Consider the following 18,187-nt stretch of genomic DNA (forward strand, 5'->3'; position numbering starts at 1 on the left):
GTACGAGCCCTTCAGCTCCCCGGTGAGGCCGCCTTGCCGGGAAGGCGGCCCTCCCTCTGCGGCGCGGGTCGGCGCTGCGATCCGGATTCCGCCGCGGACAACCTCTCCGGTGCCATGTCCTGCGTGACGCCCATCTCCTGGGTTCCTACGACGGACAGCAGTTCCAGCTGCTCGGCTCCCTGGCTTCCGGGCGGAGCGGTGAACCACAGCAGGCGTTGGCGTCCGTCCTCGCTGAGGAGGTTGTAGCAATCGAGTTCGATGACGCCGAGCATGGGGTGGACGATCCTCTTGTGGTCCATGCGGCGCACCGCGACGTCGTGGGTGTCCCAGAGGGCTGCGAACTCCTGGCTGCGGCGGCGTAGCACGGCGACCATCTTCGTGACCTCCGCGTCCCGGCCACGCCGGGCGGCCGCTGCCTGGAGGTCGGCCACGAACACCCGGGAGTGCTGCGGGTGGTCCTCGGGCGGGTAGATCTCGCGGGCCCGCGGGTCGGTGAACCAGCGGTACACGAAGCTCGCCGACGGGCCGCGGTGTGCCGGGGACTTACCGAGCAGGGTCAGGGCCAGGTCGTTCTCCACCAGGGTTTCGTGCAGGTCGGTGATGACGCGCGCGGGAGTGTTGGACAGCCGGTCCAGAAGTCCGAGGAGCGCGGGCTGCACGTGTGCCGATGGTCCGTGCACGGACGGCGGGATCGGCCGTTCGGCCAGGTAGAACAGGTGGTCGCGCTCGTCGCCGTTCAGGCGCAGGGCCCGGGCGAGGGCGGCCAGGGTCTGGGCCGACGGCTGCACCCCGTTCTTCGTGCTGCCGCGTTCCAGCTCGGTGTAGTAGTCGGCCGACAGCCCTGCCAGCTGGGCGACCTCCTCGCGGCGCAGCCCGGGGACGCGCCGGCGCGGGCCTTGGGGGAGACCGACCTCGGCGGGACGGATGCGGTCACGGCGTGTCCTGAGGAAGGCGCCGAGTTCTGGAAGGTTCACCCCTCCATGGTCGCTCGTACGCCGGAGCGCAGCCAGGGGGTGGCATCCCCTGGGTGGACGCAGCCCTGGCTGGGGACGGGGGGCCGGTGGATCGTGGAGGACGCAGCAGGGCAACGGCAAGGCCGCGGCCCCACCCCCACCCATCACAGGAGTCAGCCATGCCCATCCCCACTTCCCTCGAAGGGACCGCTGCCTCGGCCCAGCCCTCCGCCTCACCCCGTGTCGCGATCGTCACCGGCGGCTCGCGCGGCATCGGCCGCCGGACCGTCAGCCGGCTGGCCGCCGACGGGTACGCCGTCGTGGTCGGCTACGCCGGCAACCGGGGCGAGGCCGAGGCAGCCGTGAAGGAGGCCGTCACCAGCGGCGGCCGGGCGATCGCGGTACGCGCCGACGTAGCCGACGAACACGCGGTCTCGGCCCTGTTCGACACGGCCGAAGCGGAGTTCGGCGGGGTCGACGTCGTCGTGCACGCGGCCGGGCGGATGCACCTGGCACCGATCGCCGAGCTGGACCTGTCCGTCCTGGACGACCTGCACCGCACCAACATCCGCGGCACGTTCGTCGTCGTCCAGCAGGCCGCCCGCCGGGTGCGCCCCGGCGGTGCGATCGTGACGTTCTCCACGTCCGTGGTGGGGCTCGCCTTCCCGGGCTACGGCGCGTACGCCGCCGGCAAGGGCGCGGTCGAGGCGCTGACGCTGATCCTGGCCCGGGAGCTGCGGGGCCGGGACGTCACCGCCAACGCCGTCGCGCCCGGCCCCACGGCCACCGACCTGTTCCTGGACGGCAAGGACGAGGAGACCATCGCCCGCCTGGCCGCCCAGCCTCCGCTGGAGCGCCTCGGTACCCCGGCCGACATCGCCGAGGTCGTGGCGTTCCTGGCCGCACCGGCCGGCCACTGGATCAACGGACAGGTCGTCCGCGCCAACGGCGGAATCATCTGAACCGCCCGCGGCCACTCCAGCGATCAACGAAAGGGCCGGCCCTACCGTGAAGCGCTCGTCCCTTCGGACGCCGATGTGGCCGAGGTCGCTGAAGCTGTCGCGCGCCCGGTCGCCATGGAGCAAGGCACCCGGCCCCTGCGCACCCGCATAGACCCCAGCCGGGACGGCAGCGAAGTCGTCTCCGCGGTCGCCGACCGCGTCCGCGCCGACTTCTTCCGCCGCATCGGACTGGTCAGCCTGCTCACCGCAGGCGGCTCCCTGTAACGCCCCACTGAGAAAAGGAACGACCAGCCATGCCTTTCGCGAACTTCAAGGTCCCGGAGAAGACCCTCACCCCGAAGCAGAAGGAGGAGATCGTCACCCGCACCACCGAGCTGTACGTCGAGCTCTACGGCGAGCGCGCCCGCAACAACACCATGGTGCTGGTCGAAGAGGTCGCCGACGGCGGCTGGGGCATCTCCGGCAACGTGCTGACCCTCGCCATGCTCGGCGAGGCGGCACCGACAGACACCAGCAGCGGCGCCTGACCGCACCCACCGGCCGTCATCCGGCCAGGACAGCACCGTCAACTACCCGGCCCTGAAGGGCCAGGCTTGGAGGTAGAGCCCGACTGGCTGCCGGGTGGGCTCCTCCGTCCAGCACCCTAAGCGGGCCCAGGGGCGCGTGACTCCGCCCCGGGGAAGACGACTGCCACTTCCTGTGAATCCGGGCCAGGCGGAGTGCGTCATCGGCGCCGACCACACCGGGATGCGTGCAACCGCGTCACCAGGACGAGAGGCAGGGCGATTTCGGGGACGTTGAGGCAGAAGACGTAGACCACGTTGGCAGCCAGCAGCGCGCGCATCCGAGGTGCGGGCGCGTCGGCCCCGTCCTTGGCCGGAGTAGCGGCCGTCGTGCGGGCACGGGTGCGTAACACCCGCCGTCGTGCGGGCGGGTGCGTGACACCCTCGAACAGTGCGCCGAGGCATTCTTCGACGCCGGCGCCGGGGTCACCTTCCTCCCCAGTGTCTTCGGCCGCCCGTACCTGGTGATGGTCCACGCGCCCGGCCGGCAGGCCCGCGTAGTCGTAGGCGTCCGAGGCTTCGGCCAGAACGGTACGGGCCGCGCTGTCGCGTACGACGAACCGGCGGTGCGCGAGCGCCGGATGGCAACGGAGGCGAGAACCGACCTCGCACCGCCGCTCCTCCTGGACTCCAGCGGCTCCGTGGCGATGCCCATGCCCGCGTGCGGCAACCTCGGGCGTGCGACACACGGGTCATGACGACCGGGAGCCCCCTTACGAGGTGCCGATCACCAGCAGCACTCGTCGGATTCTGCCTGACCTAGGATGACGCGGTGAAGTTCGTGATGGTGCCCGGTGGTTGGCAAGGCGGGTGGGTGTTCGACTCGGTGGCTGCTGAGCTGCGTCGGGACGGGCACCATGTCGAGGCGGTGACCCTGGCGGGGCTGGAGCCGGACGGCCCGGTCGATGCGGACTGCCCGCCGAACCTCGACACCCACATCGCCCAGGTGGCCGAGATCATCGACCGTGGCGACGGAACGCCCGTCGCGCTGTGCGGGCACAGCTACGCCGGGATGGTGATCGCCGGTGTCGCGGACCGGCTCGGCGACCGCCTCGATCAGCTCGTCTTCATCGACGCCTATGTCCCGGACGACGGGGATTCGTGCTGGTCTTTGACCAGCGACACCTTCCGGGAGCTGTTCATAGCCGGCGCCCGCGCCGATGGCCGATGGGTCGCGGTCCCCGAAGGACTCGACCCTCGCGCGCGACCGCACCCGCTGGCGAGCTTCGTCCAGTCGGTCAGCCTCGGAGACGACCCCGGCCGCGTGCCCCGCCGAACGTTCATCAGTGGCGGCGCGTGGCCGGGCAGCCCGTTCGTGTCCCTGACCGAGCGGTTGCGCGACGACTCGGCTTGGCGGGTTCACGAGATCCCCGTCGGCCACAACATCGCCCGCCGCGACCCGCATGGCCTTGCGGCCGTTCTCGGCGCGTTGCCGCCCGCCGCCGCCTGACGCACAGCCGCTTGCCCCTCCGCGTCGTCGTCCGGGTCGTCGTCCGCGTCGAGGTGGACGGCCGCCGGTCCGCGCGGGGCCCGCCGGCCCCGGGCCGGCGCTACCGCGCGCCCACGTCGTACGCGGTGCCCTCCGCGACCGCCCGGAGTTTGCCCGGGTTGGCCACGTTGTGGATGGCGGTGATACGGCCGTCCGCGTCGAAGTCGAACGTGACGGTGGCGATCACGCGATCGGGCCCGCTGAACACCATGCCCGGCCCGCCGTTGATCTCGGCGAGTTCGGCGTCCATGTCGGCCGGCTCGACGCCTTGGTAGGTGACGGTGCCGATGGCCGAGAACCAAGCGGCCACCGTGGCCGCGCCGACCACCGGGCCGGGACAGGCACCGGCGTGGTCATCCAGTTCGCGGAGTGGACGCGCCCGATCCGCGAACCCGCCTGTGCGGCACCGGGTTTAGGGTGTGGGCGGCCCGCAGCACACGGGCCCCCTCGGACTACGGACGACGCGCCCGGGGTGCCGAAAACCGGGGGCGGGGCAGAAGTGGCGGACGAGACAGAAATATCCGGAACGGGCATATCGGGAAAGGGCATATCAGGAACGGGCATATCGGGAACGGGCGAAGCCGGCAAGGACGACCGACAGACCGCCCCACCGAACCAGCTGAACCGCCTGAACCACCTGAGCCATCTGAACCACCTGAATCGGCTCGACCGGCGGGTCTACGCCGTCGCCGCCGCGGTCTTCGCCCTCCTCATGGCGCTGTCCACGCGCTACGGCTTCCACATCGACGAGCTGTACTTCCTCGACTCCGCCCGGCACCTTCAGGCGAGTTACGTCGACCAGCCGGTGCTGGCACCCCTGCTGGCCCGCGTCTCGCTGTCGCTGTTCGGGGTCTCGGAGGCCGGCCTGCGCCTGTGGCCCGCGCTCGCCGCGGCGGGCACGGTGATCGTGGGCGGGCTGACCGCGCGCGAACTCGGAGGCGCCCGGCGGACCCACCTGCTCGCGGCCGTCGCGACCGCCACCATGCCCGTGCTCCTGGGCGGTGCGCACATCGCCAACACCACCTCGTACGAAGTGCTGGCATGGGCGGCGATCGCACTGGTGACCGTACGGATCGGCCGCACCGGCGACACCCGCTGGTGGCTCGCCGCAGGAGCACTGGTCGGCATCGGTGCGGAGTTCAACCACCTCGCGGGCATCTTCGGGATCGTCCTGCTGGCCGCCGTCCTGCTCGGCCCGGCCCGGCGCACGGTGGCCGACCGCAGGCTCCTCGCGGGCGCCGGGATCGCCGTGCTGCTCGTACTGCCCGACCTGTGGTGGCAGGCACGGCACGGCTGGGCCATGTTCGAGATGACACGGGCGCTGAACGAGGAGAACGGAGGCCCGGAGAACATCCCCACCTGGATATTCGGCCAGCTCGCCATCGCCGGCCTTGCCATGGCGGTCCTCTGGGCGGCGGGCCTGCGCTTCCTCCGGCGCTCCGGCCGCCCCCTGTGGCAGTGCCTGGTCACCGCGTACGCCGTGCTGTTCGTCCTGTTCGCTGTGACCACCGGAGCCCAGACCTACTACCTGGGCGGCCTGTACGTATGCCTGCTGGCGGCCGGAGCGGTAGGGCTCGACGCGTGGCTGCACTCCCGCCCCGACCGCCTGCGCGGCCTGATGACCGCGACCGCCGTCTCGGCCGCGGTGCTCGCCGTGATCGTCCTGCCGATCCTGCCGCCGGCCTCCATCGCCTGGACGTACGGCATCAGCACGAACTCGGGGGAGACCCTGGGCCGGCCCCAACTGGTCGGCACCGTACGCCAGGTGTGGACCGGGCTCCCGCCGGAACAGCGCGCCGACGCGGTGATCTTCGCGGCGGACTACGGCGAGGCCGGCGCCATCAACGAACTCGGCCGCGGCACCAGCCTGCCGACCGCCGTGAGCGCCCACAACACCAACTGGTGGTGGGGCCCGGGCAACCCCACCGCCACCACCGTCATAGCCATCTCCCCGGGCCCCGAGCACGCCCCCGACTACGCGGCCCACCTGCGCCAGTACTTCCGCCACGTCCACGTGGCCGCCGGCCTCTCCAATCCGTACGGCGTCCACAACGTCGAGTGGGGCGGCCACATCTACATCTGCACGGGCCCCCGCCGCCCCTGGGGCACCATGTGGCCGGAACTCCGCCACTACGCGTGAGGCACACGGCCCGGGGACCTTCTCGCCGAACCTCCGACCGGTGACGACCCGCTCGACGCCCTGATCCCCCGGCTCGCGGCGGCGTACGGCGAGCCGAGGTGGCTCACGTTCCACCTCGACGACGCCGGCTCGGCGGCAGGCCGTGCCGCCGCACGCGGGGACCTTGCCGCCCGCGTCCCCGCCCAGGACAAGGTGCTCACCGCCGGCGACTGCCTGTCGGCGTGCGTCATCGAGTGGACCCTGCACCACCTCGGTCTCGTCGCGTACCTGCGATCGGCGCCCGAGCCGCCCGCCGAGACCCTGACCGTGGCGCGCGCCGCGCTGGAGGACATCGCCGGCGCCGCGTTCCCCGCGTCGTTCTCGGACGCCGACGCGCTGCGGACCGGCACGGGACGGCGTACACCGACCGACGCGCAGACGGCAGAGCCGGGCGAGCTCGCGGCGAGGCTCCCGCTCGTCCTCGGCTGAACTCGTCCCCCCGGGGGCCTACCGGAAGCACTCGACGACGAGCGGGAGCTCCTGCAGCCACGTGCGGAGCAGGGACGCCCTGCGGGCCTTGACCGCCTGCTGATGGAACGTGCCGTCATGGAGCCGGACGGTCACCCAGAGGTACTTCTGAGGGCCTGCCGCGTACTCGACCGCGCTGATCCGGTCCCAGCCGAACTGGAAGTACCGCGCGTCCGACTCGAAGACGACGCCCTCGGCATCGATCAGGACCGCGCCGGTGGCGTCCGCGGCGGTGAAGACGATGTCGTCGTCCGCCGGGCCGGGAACCGGGACCACCGGGGGATACGGCGCAGGAGGGTACGGCGGCGGGTAGGGCGGTGCGAGCGCGGTGGGTGCCGGGTGAAGAGGGACCGCGTCCATCGGCGGCAGCACGGCCGCCGTCGGCGTGTACGTGCCAGGGATCGGCGCGAACAGATCCAACAGCCCTTCCGGGGCGGGCCGTTGAGCCGGGTCCTTCGCCAGGCACGCGAGGAGCGCGGGCCACAGGCCCGGCGGCACCGAGGACAGATCGGCCGGCTCGTGCACCGCGCGGTACATCAGACCCATCGGCGTACCCCCGCCGAAGGCGCTGCCCCCGGCGGCCGCGACCAGCACGGCCCCCAGCGCGAACACATCGGCCGCCCCGCTGACCTCCTCACCCATGGCCTGCTCGGGGGCCAGGAACCCCGGCGTCCCGAAGGCCACGCCGGTGGAGGTCAGACGGGTGGACTCCATGGCCCGCGCGATGCCGAAGTCCAGGACCCTCGGGCCGTCCGCGGCCATGATGATGTTCCCGGGCTTGAGATCGCGATGCACCAGACCGCGGCTGTGGATCGCCGCGAGCGCCTCGGCGAGCGCCGCCCCCAGCTGCCGCAGCCGTTCCTCACTCATCGGCCCTTCGGATGCGAGAAGGGCGGCCAGCGTGGGCCCGGGGATGTAGGCCGTGGCCAGCCAGGGAGCCTGCGCCTCCGGATCGGCGTCCACCACCGGCGCCGTATGGAAGCCGCCCACCAGGCGGGCAGCCGCCACCTCGGCGCGGAAACGCTGCCGGAAGTGCGGATCGGCCGCCAGCTCCGGACGCGCCACCTTCACCGCCACCGAACGCCCGCCGCGCGAGCGCGCCAGATAGACGGTGCCCATACCGCCGGCCCCCAACACCCGCTCCACGGCATACGCACCAATGCGCTCCGGCACACTCACCCGTCCACCCCGTACCTCGTGCGCCGCCTGCGGCCCCGCCCTCTGTTCTCGCGCATCAGTATGACCGGGCGCCCCACCGAAAACCTCGCAGGGCGGCCCGCGGACCGGCCGCCGCTACCGCGCCGCCCGCCAAGCGCCGGAGTCGTGGCGGCCGGGGTGGCGGCTCCCCGGGTGCGGACCACCTGTCTGCGAGGATGGCGGTATGGATGTGCGCCGAAAAAACCACGTGTCGGTGAGCGGACGGGCCGGTGGGCCCGTGGTGATGCTGGCACACGGGTTCGGATGCGACCAGAACATGTGGCGCCTGGTGGTGCCGGCGCTGGAGCGCGACTTCACCGTCGTTCTCTTCGACCACGTCGGCGCGGGCCGCTCCGATCTGTCGGCATGGAGCCCGGAGCGCTACTCCACCTTGCACGGGTACGTCGACGACCTGCTGGAACTGTGCCGGGAGCTGGCGCTGGGCCCGGTGACGTTCGTGGGGCATTCGGTGAGCGCCATGATGGGGGTGCTGGCCGCCGCGCGGGAGCCCGAGGCGTTCGCCGGGCTGGTCCTGCTCGCTCCTTCGCCGTGTTTCGTCGACGACCCCGAGACCGGTTACCGGGGCGGGTTCAGCGCCGGGGACATCGAGGAGCTGCTGGAGTCGCTCGATGCGAACTATCTGGGATGGTCGGGCACGATGGCCCCGGTCATCATGGGCAACCCGGAGCGGCCCGAGCTGGGCGAGGAGCTGACGAGCAGCTTCTGCCGTACCGACCCGGATATCGCCCGGGTCTTCGCCCGGGTGACGTTCCTGTCCGACAACCGCGCCGACCTCGCCGAAGTGGCGGTGCCCACCCTGGTCGCCCAGTGTTCCAGCGATGCGATCGCCCCGCTCGAAGTGGGCGCCTTCGTACATGCTCAGATCCCGGGAAGCCGGCTGGTCACACTGAACGCGACCGGGCACTGCCCGCAGCTTGCCGCCCCTGAGGAAACCGCTTCCGTCATCGCCGCGTTCGCGGGAGACCCCGGATGACGTGCGGGACCGACGGCGATGGAGACGGCCGGAAGGAGGACAGGGCGTCGGCGATCGAGCCGGCGCAGCTCTCCGCCCTGCTGGAGGACAGCGTCGAGGACCTGTACGAGCACGCCCCGTGCGGCTACCTCTCCACCCTGCTCGACGGCCGGATCGCGAAGGTCAACACCACCCTGCTGGACTGGCTCGGCTACCAGCGCGACGACCTCGTCGGCCGCAAGCACTTCTCCGACCTGCTCACCGTCGGGGGACGCCTGTACCACGAGACCCACTTCGCCCCGTTGCTGCGGATGCAGGGTGAGATCAGAGGCATCGCCCTGGAGCTGAAGGCCGCTGACGGCACACGGCTGCCCGTTCTGGTCACCTCCACCGTCAAGACGGGCGCCGACGGACAACCGTTGGTGATCCGCACCACCGTCTTCGACGCGCGCGACCGCCGTGCCTACGAGACCGAGCTGCTGCGCGCCCGGCAGGAGTCGGAACGGGAACGCGAGCGCCTGACGACCCTGAACGCCACGCTGCAAAAGACCCTGCTCCCGCCGACCCTGGTGAACGTACCCGGCCTGGACGTAGCCGCGTACTACCACGTGGCCTCCGTCGACGAGGTCGGCGGCGACTTCTACGATCTCTTTCCCCTCGCTGCCGGCACCTGGGGCCTGTTCCTGGGCGACGTGTGCGGCAAGGGCGCCGCCGCCGCGGCCGTCACCTCCCTGGCCCGGTACACCCTGCGCGCCGCCGCCGTCTACGACGCCGACCCGGTGAGTGTGCTCGGCAACCTGAACACCGTCCTCAACCACGAGTTCAACGGCGCCGACCCACGCTTCTGCACGGTCGTCTTCGGCCTCCTCACCCCCGACCCCGTCCAGGGCGGCTTCCACATCACGCTGGCCGGCGGCGGCCATCCCCCGGCCCTCCTGATGCGTGCCGATGCCACTGCCGACTTCCTGCCCACCCCCGGCGGACAGCTCATGGGCGTCCTGCCCGACGCCCACATCGCCACCGCCACCCTCCGCCTCGCCCCCGGCGACACCCTCCTCCTGTACACCGACGGTCTCACCGAAGCCCACACCGACGGCAAGGCCCGCTACGGCGACGACGCCCTCCTCGACTTCGGCCGAGCCCTGGCCCCGACCACCGCATCGGACACCATCGGTGCGGTCCGTGACCTGCTCGGCACCTTCGGCCAAGGCGTCGACGACGACACCGCCGTCCTCGCAGTCCATGTGCCCCGACCCAGCAGTGAAGAGCAACAGTGACCAAGCAACTGACCCTGGCCACCCGCACCACCCCCGCCGGAGCGGTCATCGAACTGGTGGGGGAGCTGGACTACGACACCGCATCCGAGATCCGCGCCGCCCTGCCCGGCATCGACCTACGCCCGGGCCAGCAACTCGTCATCGACCTCGGCGGCCTCACCATCTGCGACTCCAGCGGCATCACCATGCTGATCGCGGCCCGCAACCGTGCCCTGGCCGCGAACGCGACCATCGCCCTGGCCGCCGTCCCCGAGCGCATCAGACGGGTCTTCCGGATCGTCGGCCTGGAGCAGGTCTTCCCCGCCCACCCCACCGCTCAGGACGCCGAAGCCGCCTGGTGCTCCCCAGCCGACTGACCCGGAGCCGTGAAGGTCACGGCCCGCGCCAGACGTTGGCAAAGGCCGCGTTCTCGATGGAGCGCCTCTGGCGTACGGCCTCCAGCTCCATCACCGCGTCGTGGACGCCGGCCACCACGACCGTCACCTCGTCACCGAGACCGGTCTCGTCGTCGGGCCGTCCGTCATCGATACCCACGGCCGAGGCAAGGGCGACCAGGACGGGCTCCCTCTCCTCCCAGCGGGCGGCCGCCCGGCGGCGCGCGGGTGTATCGACCATCTCCACGCGCTCCGCGCCGAAGGACAACCGGCGCCCTCGCTGCGGGGTCAGCTCGCCGTCCTCTTCCAGGGCGGCCTGGTACGCGGCCGAGAGGTCACGGCCCCGGCGCCACAGCCAGTCCTCGATCCGCTCGTGGGGCTCCTGCCGGGAGAGCGCCGCCGCAGCCTCGGCCATGAGCCGGTCGCCCGGCTCCGCCACAAGGCCCACCACGATGCGGTCGCCGTCCACGCCGACCGCTTCCGCCTCGATGAGGTCGATCAGTTCCGCTCCCGCGAGTGCCAGCGAAAGGTCGCCCTGCCCGACGGAACGCTCCGCCTTCGGGTCCATAGCAGTGATGAACAGGTCTTTCGCCGTGGTCATGAACGGCTCCCCTCGCAGACGTCGCCGGAGCTGTGCCCCTGCCGACCTGGCCCGTGCCCCCGGCCGGTCCGCCGGCGGCACGACTGTCACGATCAGTATCGCCCCACCGGCCGGCGGCCGACAGCGACCCGGACAGTGCGTCACTCCTCCAGTCGCAGGCCACGGCCAAGTCGTACCTGGGCGTGGTGGTACCGCGGTGCGGAGATCTGCCGGCGGACGACGGACGGATGCGGGGTGTTCCCAGGAAGGCTCTGGGCATCGGCCCTCGCCGGCCACGGCTCGGTCACCGCAGAGAACGCCGACACCGCGATCGCACCAGCCACAACAAGATCATCAGACCTGTGACCAGCAGGCCCGTCAGCAACCCTTCCCGTCTCGGCGGAACTCGTGGACCACCCGGATCTCGCCGACAATGTGGGCGTTGAAGTCGTCCAACTCCTCGGCCGGAACCCAAAGCTCGGGATCGTCTGCCCGCCGGCCTGCTGGACCGGGTACCGGCTCAAGAACTCCGACTCGACGCCGTGACCTCGAACTGCGGCCGCAAGACCGCTGCCGGCCTCGGACCGCTGCCGGCCGGGGCGGTCCAGGTGCAGGGTTCGGAGCTGGGTTCGGATCTTGTGCAGCAGATGCCCCGTCGGTCCCGGGCCCGGCGCAATGTCCGACTTCTGCGAATCAGGATCTCCTCACCCGGGGATGAGCCCAGGACCTTGATCAGACCGTTCCGGGGCGTTCCTCCGGCCCACCGGCGAGGTGATCGAAGTACTCGTCAATCAAGCCGATCAGGCCCGCCACGGCGTGCTGATCGATCTCGGGCGACCAGGGCTCCTCGGGACGACCGTCGGGAAAGATCAGCCTCTCGGCCAAGACCCAGTACACCAGGTTCCAGCCGTATCCCAGCTTGGCTGCCAGCCACTCCCTGAACCCGTCCAGCAGGGCTTTGTCAGAGGCAGTGGCATAGCCGTTGAGGAACCCGACCACTGCCCCGAAAGTGACACGGCCGACGAACATCCCCGGACGCGTCTTGAAGCTGGCCCAGATGTCCTGGTGTGACCACGCCGGCTTGCCCCGACCGCGCCCCCAGGCGGCAGGCACGTGCGACAGGTCGGTACCAGCCCCCCAGGTGGAGTACGAGACCGCCTCCGGCCCCACGCCGAGAGCCGCGAGGAGGCTACCCACACGGGCGGCCGGATCGACAGGCCCACCCTTCCGGGTCCACACGTGGGTTCCCGGAGCGTCCCCCTCGTGGTCGGTGACGACGAAGTCCGTCCCGTCCAGCACGAAGAACGCAGCCCGCACACTGCCGTGCCCGTCCCACGAGGTCTCAAGGGTCAGCCTCAGCCGCCGCGCCACCGCCTCCAGGTCCACCGAGAGCAGGGCCAGCGAGCTCAACGGCCAGGTCACGCTCTGGAACATCGATGCCTGCCGCGCCGGATTGCGCCCACCTGCCTGGAGTTCTGTCGCGGGCTCCCAGCCGCCCTCTGCATCCGGTAGCTCGATCATCTCAGTCACGACGCACAGTCAACCAGTACACGATCTCGATGCGGCTGGCCGCCGACGGGAGATCCGCAGGCATCCCTTCCCGGTTGTTCACGGAACTCCGGTCAGAGCCGAATTCAACGAGCCTCATCATCCCCCGTCGCCCAAGTACGTGACGCCCCTGGTAGTTCGGAGAAGCCGGCAGGTGTTCGTCCGCGGCGGCCAGCAGGCGCCGGACCGTCGGTGTCGAGGCGGCCGAACCGAACGCCACGCCTTGTCCAGCGGAACGACGGCGGGGCCGTGCGCTGACCGCGTCGGCGCGCGTCCAGGGCGAGTTGAACGTACTGGTCGCGGCCGGTCACCCATGCCGCCGCGCCGGCAGCGCCTATTTCGTGACTGCTGCGAAGACCTCGGGAAAGGCCCGGGTGCCGAAGCTGCGGTCGTGGCTGCGGATGAGCTCCAGAAGGAAGCTCCGCAGAGTGGCCGTGATGTCGGCGCGGCCGAGCGTTTGCAGGTGCTTGCGAGCGTCGGCGTAGTGGCGCTCGGCAATGGCCGTGGTGATGACCTCGGCGATGCCGTCGTCGAGGGTGCCGCAGGCAGCGACAAGGGATTCGATGATCCTGTGATCACCGGGTGCGCAGGCGTGCTGGACGGCGATACGGAGTTCGCGTCGCCACCACGCAGGGTCGTTGCCATGGAATTCACCGGTCGAGAGAGCCGCGAGGTAGTCGAGAAGATTGGCCCCGGCCGGGCGAGGGTCCACCGGGCCGAGGCGCGCGAGGTAGTCGCAGACGATCAGGAACCTCCTGCCCTCGACGAAGATCTCCTCCCCTTCGACCTCGTAGAGCCCGAGCGTCCGCACCACAGGCCACTGGTCGGTGGCGGCTTCGGTGCGGGTACCGAGGATGTAGAGCATCGCCCAGGCCGATGCGACGGCGACCGAGATGTTGGTCAGGCGTCCGAGTGGACGTGCAACCGGCTTGTCGGCACCGGGGTGGACCTCGATGAACTGGCCGAGGTAGTCGAGCTGGGCAGAGACATCCCCGGCGGGAGTCTGCTGCCAGAGCGTCTGAATGAGCTGAACGAGGATCTTTGGGTCGTCAACGTCGTCGAGGACGGCTCGTAGTTCGGGCCACGCCATCTCCGTGTCGATCTTGGCCATGAGTCCGGCGAGGAACTGGCTGCCTCGGCGCTTCGACTCATCGGTGCCTGCCATCAGCTCACGGGCGTGGGCCAGGAGCGAGGGACCGTACGTGTCCACACGTCCATCGCGTCGATCGGCGGAGTTGACGATCTTCTCCAGGTCCGCCGTCCGCCCGGTTCGGGTGCCGATGGACACGATGGTGTCGAAGACCTCATCGCTCTGGGGCATGTGCGCGGCTCGAGTGGAGAAGATCGCGTCGAGCTGGGCCGTCGAAAACATCTGCGGGGTGCGGCTCACCTCTTCCAGCAGTTGCTGAGCTGTGAGGTGTCCGTGATCGGCCGCGGCCGCCGCGATCCGCAGGAGGCGGTGGTCGGCCTTCCAGTCCTGGGTTTCGAGACGTGGCGGGAGGAATCGGGCTATGGACGTACCGGGGAGATGGGTTTGGGCGAGCAGGTCGAGCAGCAGCTGTTGGCGCTCGTCGATCCTGCCCTTCTGCGCGGCGTACCCGATGGTCGCGAGTGAGGACCTGGCGGCAGCCTCCAGGACAGCGGTGGCGTGTGATCCCGAGGCGAGGATGCCGCGGAGCACGCTATGGCAGACGAAGTCGCGCACACGAGGGTCCGATGCGTCGAGCAGGGCCTCGATGGCGACGCGGATGCGGCGGTCGTCGTCCGTGGTGACGACGAAGGCGCCGATGGCGTGCAGCGTCGCCTCGTCCCGCAGCGTGAGCGCGGCGGGGCCGGGGTTTGTGGCGTGTGCGAGGAAATCCGCCCAGGGCTCGGCACCGTGCCAGGTGCCCGCCCGGTGCCATTCGGCGGCGATGACTCTCCCGAACCCGGCCGCGACGGTGTGGTTCGGCGGCCCCTCGGCGTCGAGGGTCCGGACGATCTCGGCCAGCAGGTGGTCGTCGCCGATGGAGGACCACTGACGTGCCAGGTACTCCAGCTCGACGCATTCTCGGTCGTCACTGCTCATGAGCATGGCGACGAGCGTGGACCGTACGAGAAGGCGCGCCTGCGAGGAGATCGCATGGAGGACACCGAGAAAACCGCGCCGCATCGCGGGGGTGACTGTGGTTCCCGCGAACGTGTGGAGCGGCTCCAGGTAGTCCATTGCCTCGGCCACGTCTCGCGGTGTGCGCAGGGCGAGACGGCCGAACGCGTCGAGCACCGCGGTACGGACATCCGACTCATTGGTGGACTGCCAGATGAGCAAGAGCTGGCTGATGGTCTGCCCCGTCGGCTTGGCGGCGATGGTGGGCAGAATTCTCGTCGTGCGCTCCAGCGCCGACGCCCCGGCTGTCCGCAGGGCGTTGGTGGCGCCATCAAGAAGCGCCGGATAGTGACCCCAGGCCACAAGCCCGATCGCCTGGACCGCCTCGCTGTCCGAGGTGACCAGAGCGTTGACGGCATCGTGGGCCGCACCCTGGAGAAGCGGGTTCGTACCCGCGAGAATCAGGACCTGTTCAAGAACGGCGCCGACGAACAGGTCACCGCCGTGGCTGGTGGCCCGGGCCGTCAGTGTGCCGATCGTCGCTGGGTCCGACCGGGCGAGCAGACCCTTGGCGGCGGCGAATTCGAACATGGTCTGGTGGAGAAATCCGACCTGTTCTCCGCCAGGTACGAGCACACCGCGTTCGGTGAGGACCGCGAGCCCTTCCTCGAGCGATGCGGGGTCGCCGGATGATCCAGCCGCCACGGCGGTCGTCTCGCGCAGCGTGGCGGCGGGCAGCCCCGGCAGGCCGGAGGCGAGCAATCCGATGGCTGCGTGGCCGGCCAGGGCGCTCAGATTGCCGGCCGCACGGGCACGCAGGCCGGTCTCGGTATCCGTACGGGCGTCACGAATCACCCGCCGCTGCCAGTAGGCGTCGAAGAGCCGGGTGACGTCGACATCACCGAGTTCGGGCTCGGCGGGCGCGGAGAGGTCGAACAGCATGCGGAGCAGCAGCGGGCTCCGGCAGACCTCGGCGACCGGCAGGCCGCGCGCCGTTGCCTGCCGGACCCGCCTGGTGACCTCGGCGTGAGGAACGTCCGGACAATACCGAGTGACCAAGGCAGCGACAGCGTGATCCAGTTCGGCGTCGTCGTACGGCTGGAGGTCGTAACGACGCAGATTGTCGTCCGACAGGAGTGCGGCCTCCTGGGGCCTGGTGGAATACAGGCCGGAAAACCCGGCCGTATGTACGGAGTTGAGAAGACGCAACAGCCGCTGGCGCGCCTCTTCGTCGTGAAGCATCAGGTCGGCGGTGTCGAGGAGCAGGACCGGCCTGCTGCCTGCCCGGGCGATCTCTTGCAGCAACCCGGCGAGTCTTTCCGCAGGTTCGTCACTCCGGTCCCGCAGTAACCACGTAGCGGGCAGCAGCAGCGGCTCCGTGTCCGGCTCGGCGGCCAGGCTCTGGTGGAGCGACCACAGCAGTGTGCTCTTGCCCGACCCGGCCTCTCCGACGACCACCCGCGGCCACGGATGACTCGTGTTCCTGAGCTGTTCCAGCAGATCGGGTTCGAGAGTACGCACCACATGGAGCATGGAATCGATGCGGATGTCGCGCACATAGACGGCAGAGATCGCGAGCAATTCGCGGACATCCGCACCGTAGCCGTCCTCTGATACCGACCGGGCGACCGACGCTTCGTCTGCCGGCGTGGACTCAGACGCCGCGGTGAAAGGGAAACCCGGGTCGAGAAGAATTGCGGCGAGTCGGCGACGAAGGTCTTTCAGGTATGCACGAAGTCTTGCGTCGCTTCTGTCAAACGCTATCGCATTCTTCAACGCGTGAAATACTTTGACGTAGCGATCGCCTCCGAGACCGTCGAACGCTGCATCATTGAAGTCGATGGACTCGACTCTTCCGAGGTCCGTCGAACCGTCGAAGTTGAAATAGCGCAGAGCCACCTCCTCATTGGTGATCCGCCTGCTCGGTCTCCACGTCGAATTGCTGGCGAACTGTCCTTCGAGTCGGCCTATCGCCCGTCGGAGCGTCAGCTCAAGCGCTTGGACCCGGTCTCCTCGTCGCCACTCAGTGCGAAAGCTCCGTTCCGCGATCTCACGCAACGCGGGGATGTGCAGCGGTTCCTGCGACTTCTGGCCGTCCCTGGCAACGTCGCCGAACGCGCCAGGGACCAGTCTGTTCACCACGCTGCCCAACTCGCCCACCAGGACCTCGACGTTCCGGGCATCGAACGACACCTTCACCTCCACCGGCCGAGTCTGCGGGGGTGCGCCACCGAGCCACCCTCTCGGGCGTGCTCGGGGCGCGCCTACCGGGCACTGCGCCTCATCAGGCATCTGACTGTCGAGGCGGCGCGCAGGGGGCTCGTCGAACCAGTACGCCGGCCCGACGAGTCGGGGCGTAACCAAGAGAGCCCGATCATAGGCCGGACCGCCGCTTCGAGGCACTGATGCGAGGGAGCCGGCGATCGGCTCCCTCTCCTTGCCGAACCACCGGAGTTGCCCGCCCGCTCGCTCCGCGGCCTCCGGCGCCGCCCCTGGCGCACCGAGTTACTCGATAGCGCGCTGCGTCCCACCCGCTGGAGACCGAACGCTCTTCTCGGGCTTCTCCGTGTTGTGCGGGTAATCAATCGCCGCGGACTGGTCCACGACTTGCCGCTCGACTTGGCGCTCAGGCCAAGAACCGAGATGAGCGCCAAGTCGAGCGGCAAACCCTATTTACCAGCCAAGGCCCTCAGTACTTTTGATTTCAGCGGGCAATCGCCCGGGAAGAGCATGGGAAGGGGGGTACGGATGCAGATTCTGATCGCTATCAATCTTGTCCTTGCGGGCTTCAGTGTCGGGCGCGCATGGCAGTTCGTTCGGGACGCCCGGTCGGCTATGGGAACCGACCGGCGCCGCTGACGAACAAGGTGGCGGCACGGGAACCGATTCGGCTCCCGTGCCGCCACCTCTGGCTGTGGTTCAGAAGTGCCGGGTCGTCTTTACTTCGTGCGTCCGCCCTATCGCTGAGCCTCTTTCATCCTGCACGCGGTCCTGGGCACCTGGTCGTTCGCGCCCGCCGCCGGAACGCCGCACCCCTGGAGTCCGGTCGGTCGGCTCAAGTGAATCTCAAGAGGAACGGCAGGACTTCTCAAGGTGCGTGCCGGACGGTGGGCGACAGGCTTGAGGAGGGCGAATGGTCGATTTCGACACCGTGAGGCCCACGTTCCGGGTGGAACGCGGGCAGGCCGACGACGAGGAACTGGTCGCGGTCACCGTCGTGCTGTGTTCGTTGCTGGCGGGGCAGGAGGAGGAGAGCGGCGACGGAGAGCTGCCCGAGGTCCCGCCGTGGCGGCCCGAGCGGCCCCTTGTCGGTTACCGCTCTCCGTACAGCTGGCGCTAGGACTGTCGTCGAATTCCCGTCGTTCGCCCGGAGGGCGGGCCGCGCGGCAGACGGGAATTCGACGACACGGCCTAGGGCCTGTCCCGTAATCCCTGGTGGGCGCACGACGACAACTACGGCGCCTCGCCGCGTTGTCGGAACGCCCGAATACATCCAGTATGCGGACGCCCCTCCGCCTTGCGCTGCACCGCATCTGAC

The 18,187-nt window shown here is 70.0% G+C and carries 15 protein-coding genes and 3 pseudogenes; 11 read left to right on the forward strand and 7 right to left on the reverse strand.

All coding sequences use genetic code 11. The features are described from left to right. Window positions 1–11: 11 nt before the first annotated feature. A complete protein-coding gene (locus E6P78_RS11330) occupies window positions 12–974 on the reverse strand; it encodes a helix-turn-helix transcriptional regulator (protein WP_136203417.1) in 963 nt (320 codons plus the stop codon). 158 nt (window positions 975–1,132) lie between these two features. Here E6P78_RS11330 and E6P78_RS11335 point away from each other — a divergent pair, with 158 nt between their 5' ends. The 3 genes from E6P78_RS11335 (at window position 1,133) to E6P78_RS11345 (ending at window position 2,442) form a co-directional block, all read left to right on the forward strand. Next, on the forward strand, window positions 1,133–1,915 hold the full coding sequence (locus tag E6P78_RS11335) for an SDR family oxidoreductase (RefSeq protein WP_136203418.1): 783 nt from the start codon (window positions 1,133–1,135) through the stop codon (window positions 1,913–1,915). Between the two features lie 75 nt (window positions 1,916–1,990). After that, the gene (locus E6P78_RS11340; RefSeq protein WP_240799141.1) at window positions 1,991–2,179 is read left to right on the forward strand and encodes a short-chain dehydrogenase/reductase; all 189 of its coding nucleotides are present in this window, start codon (window positions 1,991–1,993) and stop codon (window positions 2,177–2,179) included. 29 nt (window positions 2,180–2,208) lie between these two features. Further along, entirely contained in the window at window positions 2,209–2,442 is a 234-nt protein-coding gene (locus tag E6P78_RS11345) for a 4-oxalocrotonate tautomerase family protein (RefSeq protein ID WP_136203419.1), read from the forward strand. Window positions 2,443–2,660: 218 nt separating this feature from the next. Here E6P78_RS11345 and E6P78_RS33365 read toward each other — a convergent pair. Next, a pseudogene (locus E6P78_RS33365) lies at window positions 2,661–2,804 on the reverse strand (MFS transporter); the annotation flags it as partial. A 45-nt stretch (window positions 2,805–2,849) separates the two neighbouring features. On the opposite strand from E6P78_RS33365, the gene E6P78_RS11355 reads away from it, so the two are divergent. Both E6P78_RS11355 and E6P78_RS11360 read left to right on the forward strand, forming a co-directional pair. Then, window positions 2,850–3,176, forward strand: coding sequence for a hypothetical protein (locus E6P78_RS11355; protein WP_136203420.1), 327 nt, complete (start codon window positions 2,850–2,852; stop codon window positions 3,174–3,176). Window positions 3,177–3,250: 74 nt separating this feature from the next. After that, window positions 3,251–3,928: an alpha/beta hydrolase gene (locus E6P78_RS11360; protein ID WP_240799142.1), complete on the forward strand. Its 678-nt coding sequence runs from the start codon at window positions 3,251–3,253 to the stop codon at window positions 3,926–3,928. 100 nt (window positions 3,929–4,028) lie between these two features. On the opposite strand, the pseudogene E6P78_RS11365 reads toward E6P78_RS11360, so the two are convergent. Further along, window positions 4,029–4,298, reverse strand: a pseudogene (locus E6P78_RS11365) (RNA polymerase subunit sigma-24); the annotation flags it as partial. Between the two features lie 168 nt (window positions 4,299–4,466). Between E6P78_RS11365 and E6P78_RS11370 the strand changes: the two are divergent. Both E6P78_RS11370 and E6P78_RS11375 read left to right on the forward strand, forming a co-directional pair. Next, complete coding sequence (locus tag E6P78_RS11370; protein WP_240799143.1) at window positions 4,467–6,107, forward strand: glycosyltransferase family 39 protein; 1,641 nt, start codon at window positions 4,467–4,469, stop codon at window positions 6,105–6,107. A gap of 15 nt (window positions 6,108–6,122) precedes the next feature. Beyond that, window positions 6,123–6,575 (forward strand): annotated as a pseudogene (locus E6P78_RS11375) (maleylpyruvate isomerase); the annotation flags it as partial. Between the two features lie 18 nt (window positions 6,576–6,593). Here E6P78_RS11375 and E6P78_RS11380 read toward each other — a convergent pair. Next, the gene (locus tag E6P78_RS11380) at window positions 6,594–7,793 is read right to left on the reverse strand and encodes a serine/threonine-protein kinase (protein ID WP_136203421.1); all 1,200 of its coding nucleotides are present in this window, start codon (window positions 7,791–7,793) and stop codon (window positions 6,594–6,596) included. 202 nt (window positions 7,794–7,995) lie between these two features. Between E6P78_RS11380 and E6P78_RS11385 the strand changes: the two genes are divergently transcribed. Genes E6P78_RS11385 through E6P78_RS11395 form a run of 3 tightly spaced genes read left to right on the forward strand, consistent with a single transcriptional unit; the run spans window position 7,996 to window position 10,417 of the window. Continuing rightward, entirely contained in the window at window positions 7,996–8,805 is an 810-nt protein-coding gene (locus E6P78_RS11385) for an alpha/beta hydrolase (protein WP_136203422.1), read from the forward strand. Next, entirely contained in the window at window positions 8,802–10,061 is a 1,260-nt protein-coding gene (locus E6P78_RS11390; protein ID WP_136203423.1) for a SpoIIE family protein phosphatase, read from the forward strand. The genes E6P78_RS11385 and E6P78_RS11390 overlap by 4 nt, the downstream gene beginning before the upstream one ends. Continuing rightward, complete coding sequence (locus E6P78_RS11395; RefSeq protein WP_136203424.1) at window positions 10,058–10,417, forward strand: STAS domain-containing protein; 360 nt, start codon at window positions 10,058–10,060, stop codon at window positions 10,415–10,417. The genes E6P78_RS11390 and E6P78_RS11395 overlap by 4 nt, the downstream gene beginning before the upstream one ends. 16 nt (window positions 10,418–10,433) lie before the next feature. On the opposite strand, the gene E6P78_RS11400 is transcribed toward E6P78_RS11395, so the two are convergent. From E6P78_RS11400 to E6P78_RS11410, 3 genes are all read right to left on the reverse strand, one after another. Beyond that, the gene (locus E6P78_RS11400; RefSeq protein ID WP_136203425.1) at window positions 10,434–11,036 is read right to left on the reverse strand and encodes a GPP34 family phosphoprotein; all 603 of its coding nucleotides are present in this window, start codon (window positions 11,034–11,036) and stop codon (window positions 10,434–10,436) included. A 711-nt stretch (window positions 11,037–11,747) separates the two neighbouring features. Beyond that, a complete protein-coding gene (locus tag E6P78_RS11405) occupies window positions 11,748–12,545 on the reverse strand; it encodes a hypothetical protein (RefSeq protein WP_136203426.1) in 798 nt (265 codons plus the stop codon). A 352-nt stretch (window positions 12,546–12,897) separates the two neighbouring features. Beyond that, entirely contained in the window at window positions 12,898–16,854 is a 3,957-nt protein-coding gene (locus tag E6P78_RS11410) for an ABC transporter ATP-binding protein (RefSeq protein ID WP_136203427.1), read from the reverse strand. A gap of 928 nt (window positions 16,855–17,782) precedes the next feature. Here E6P78_RS11410 and E6P78_RS11415 point away from each other — a divergent pair. Then, on the forward strand, window positions 17,783–17,989 hold the full coding sequence (locus E6P78_RS11415; protein ID WP_136203428.1) for an acyl-CoA carboxylase subunit epsilon: 207 nt from the start codon (window positions 17,783–17,785) through the stop codon (window positions 17,987–17,989). Window positions 17,990–18,187: the final 198 nt, after the last annotated feature.

Source organism: Streptomyces sp. A0958, assembly GCF_004795035.1.
Classification (GTDB): domain Bacteria; phylum Actinomycetota; class Actinomycetes; order Streptomycetales; family Streptomycetaceae; genus Streptomyces.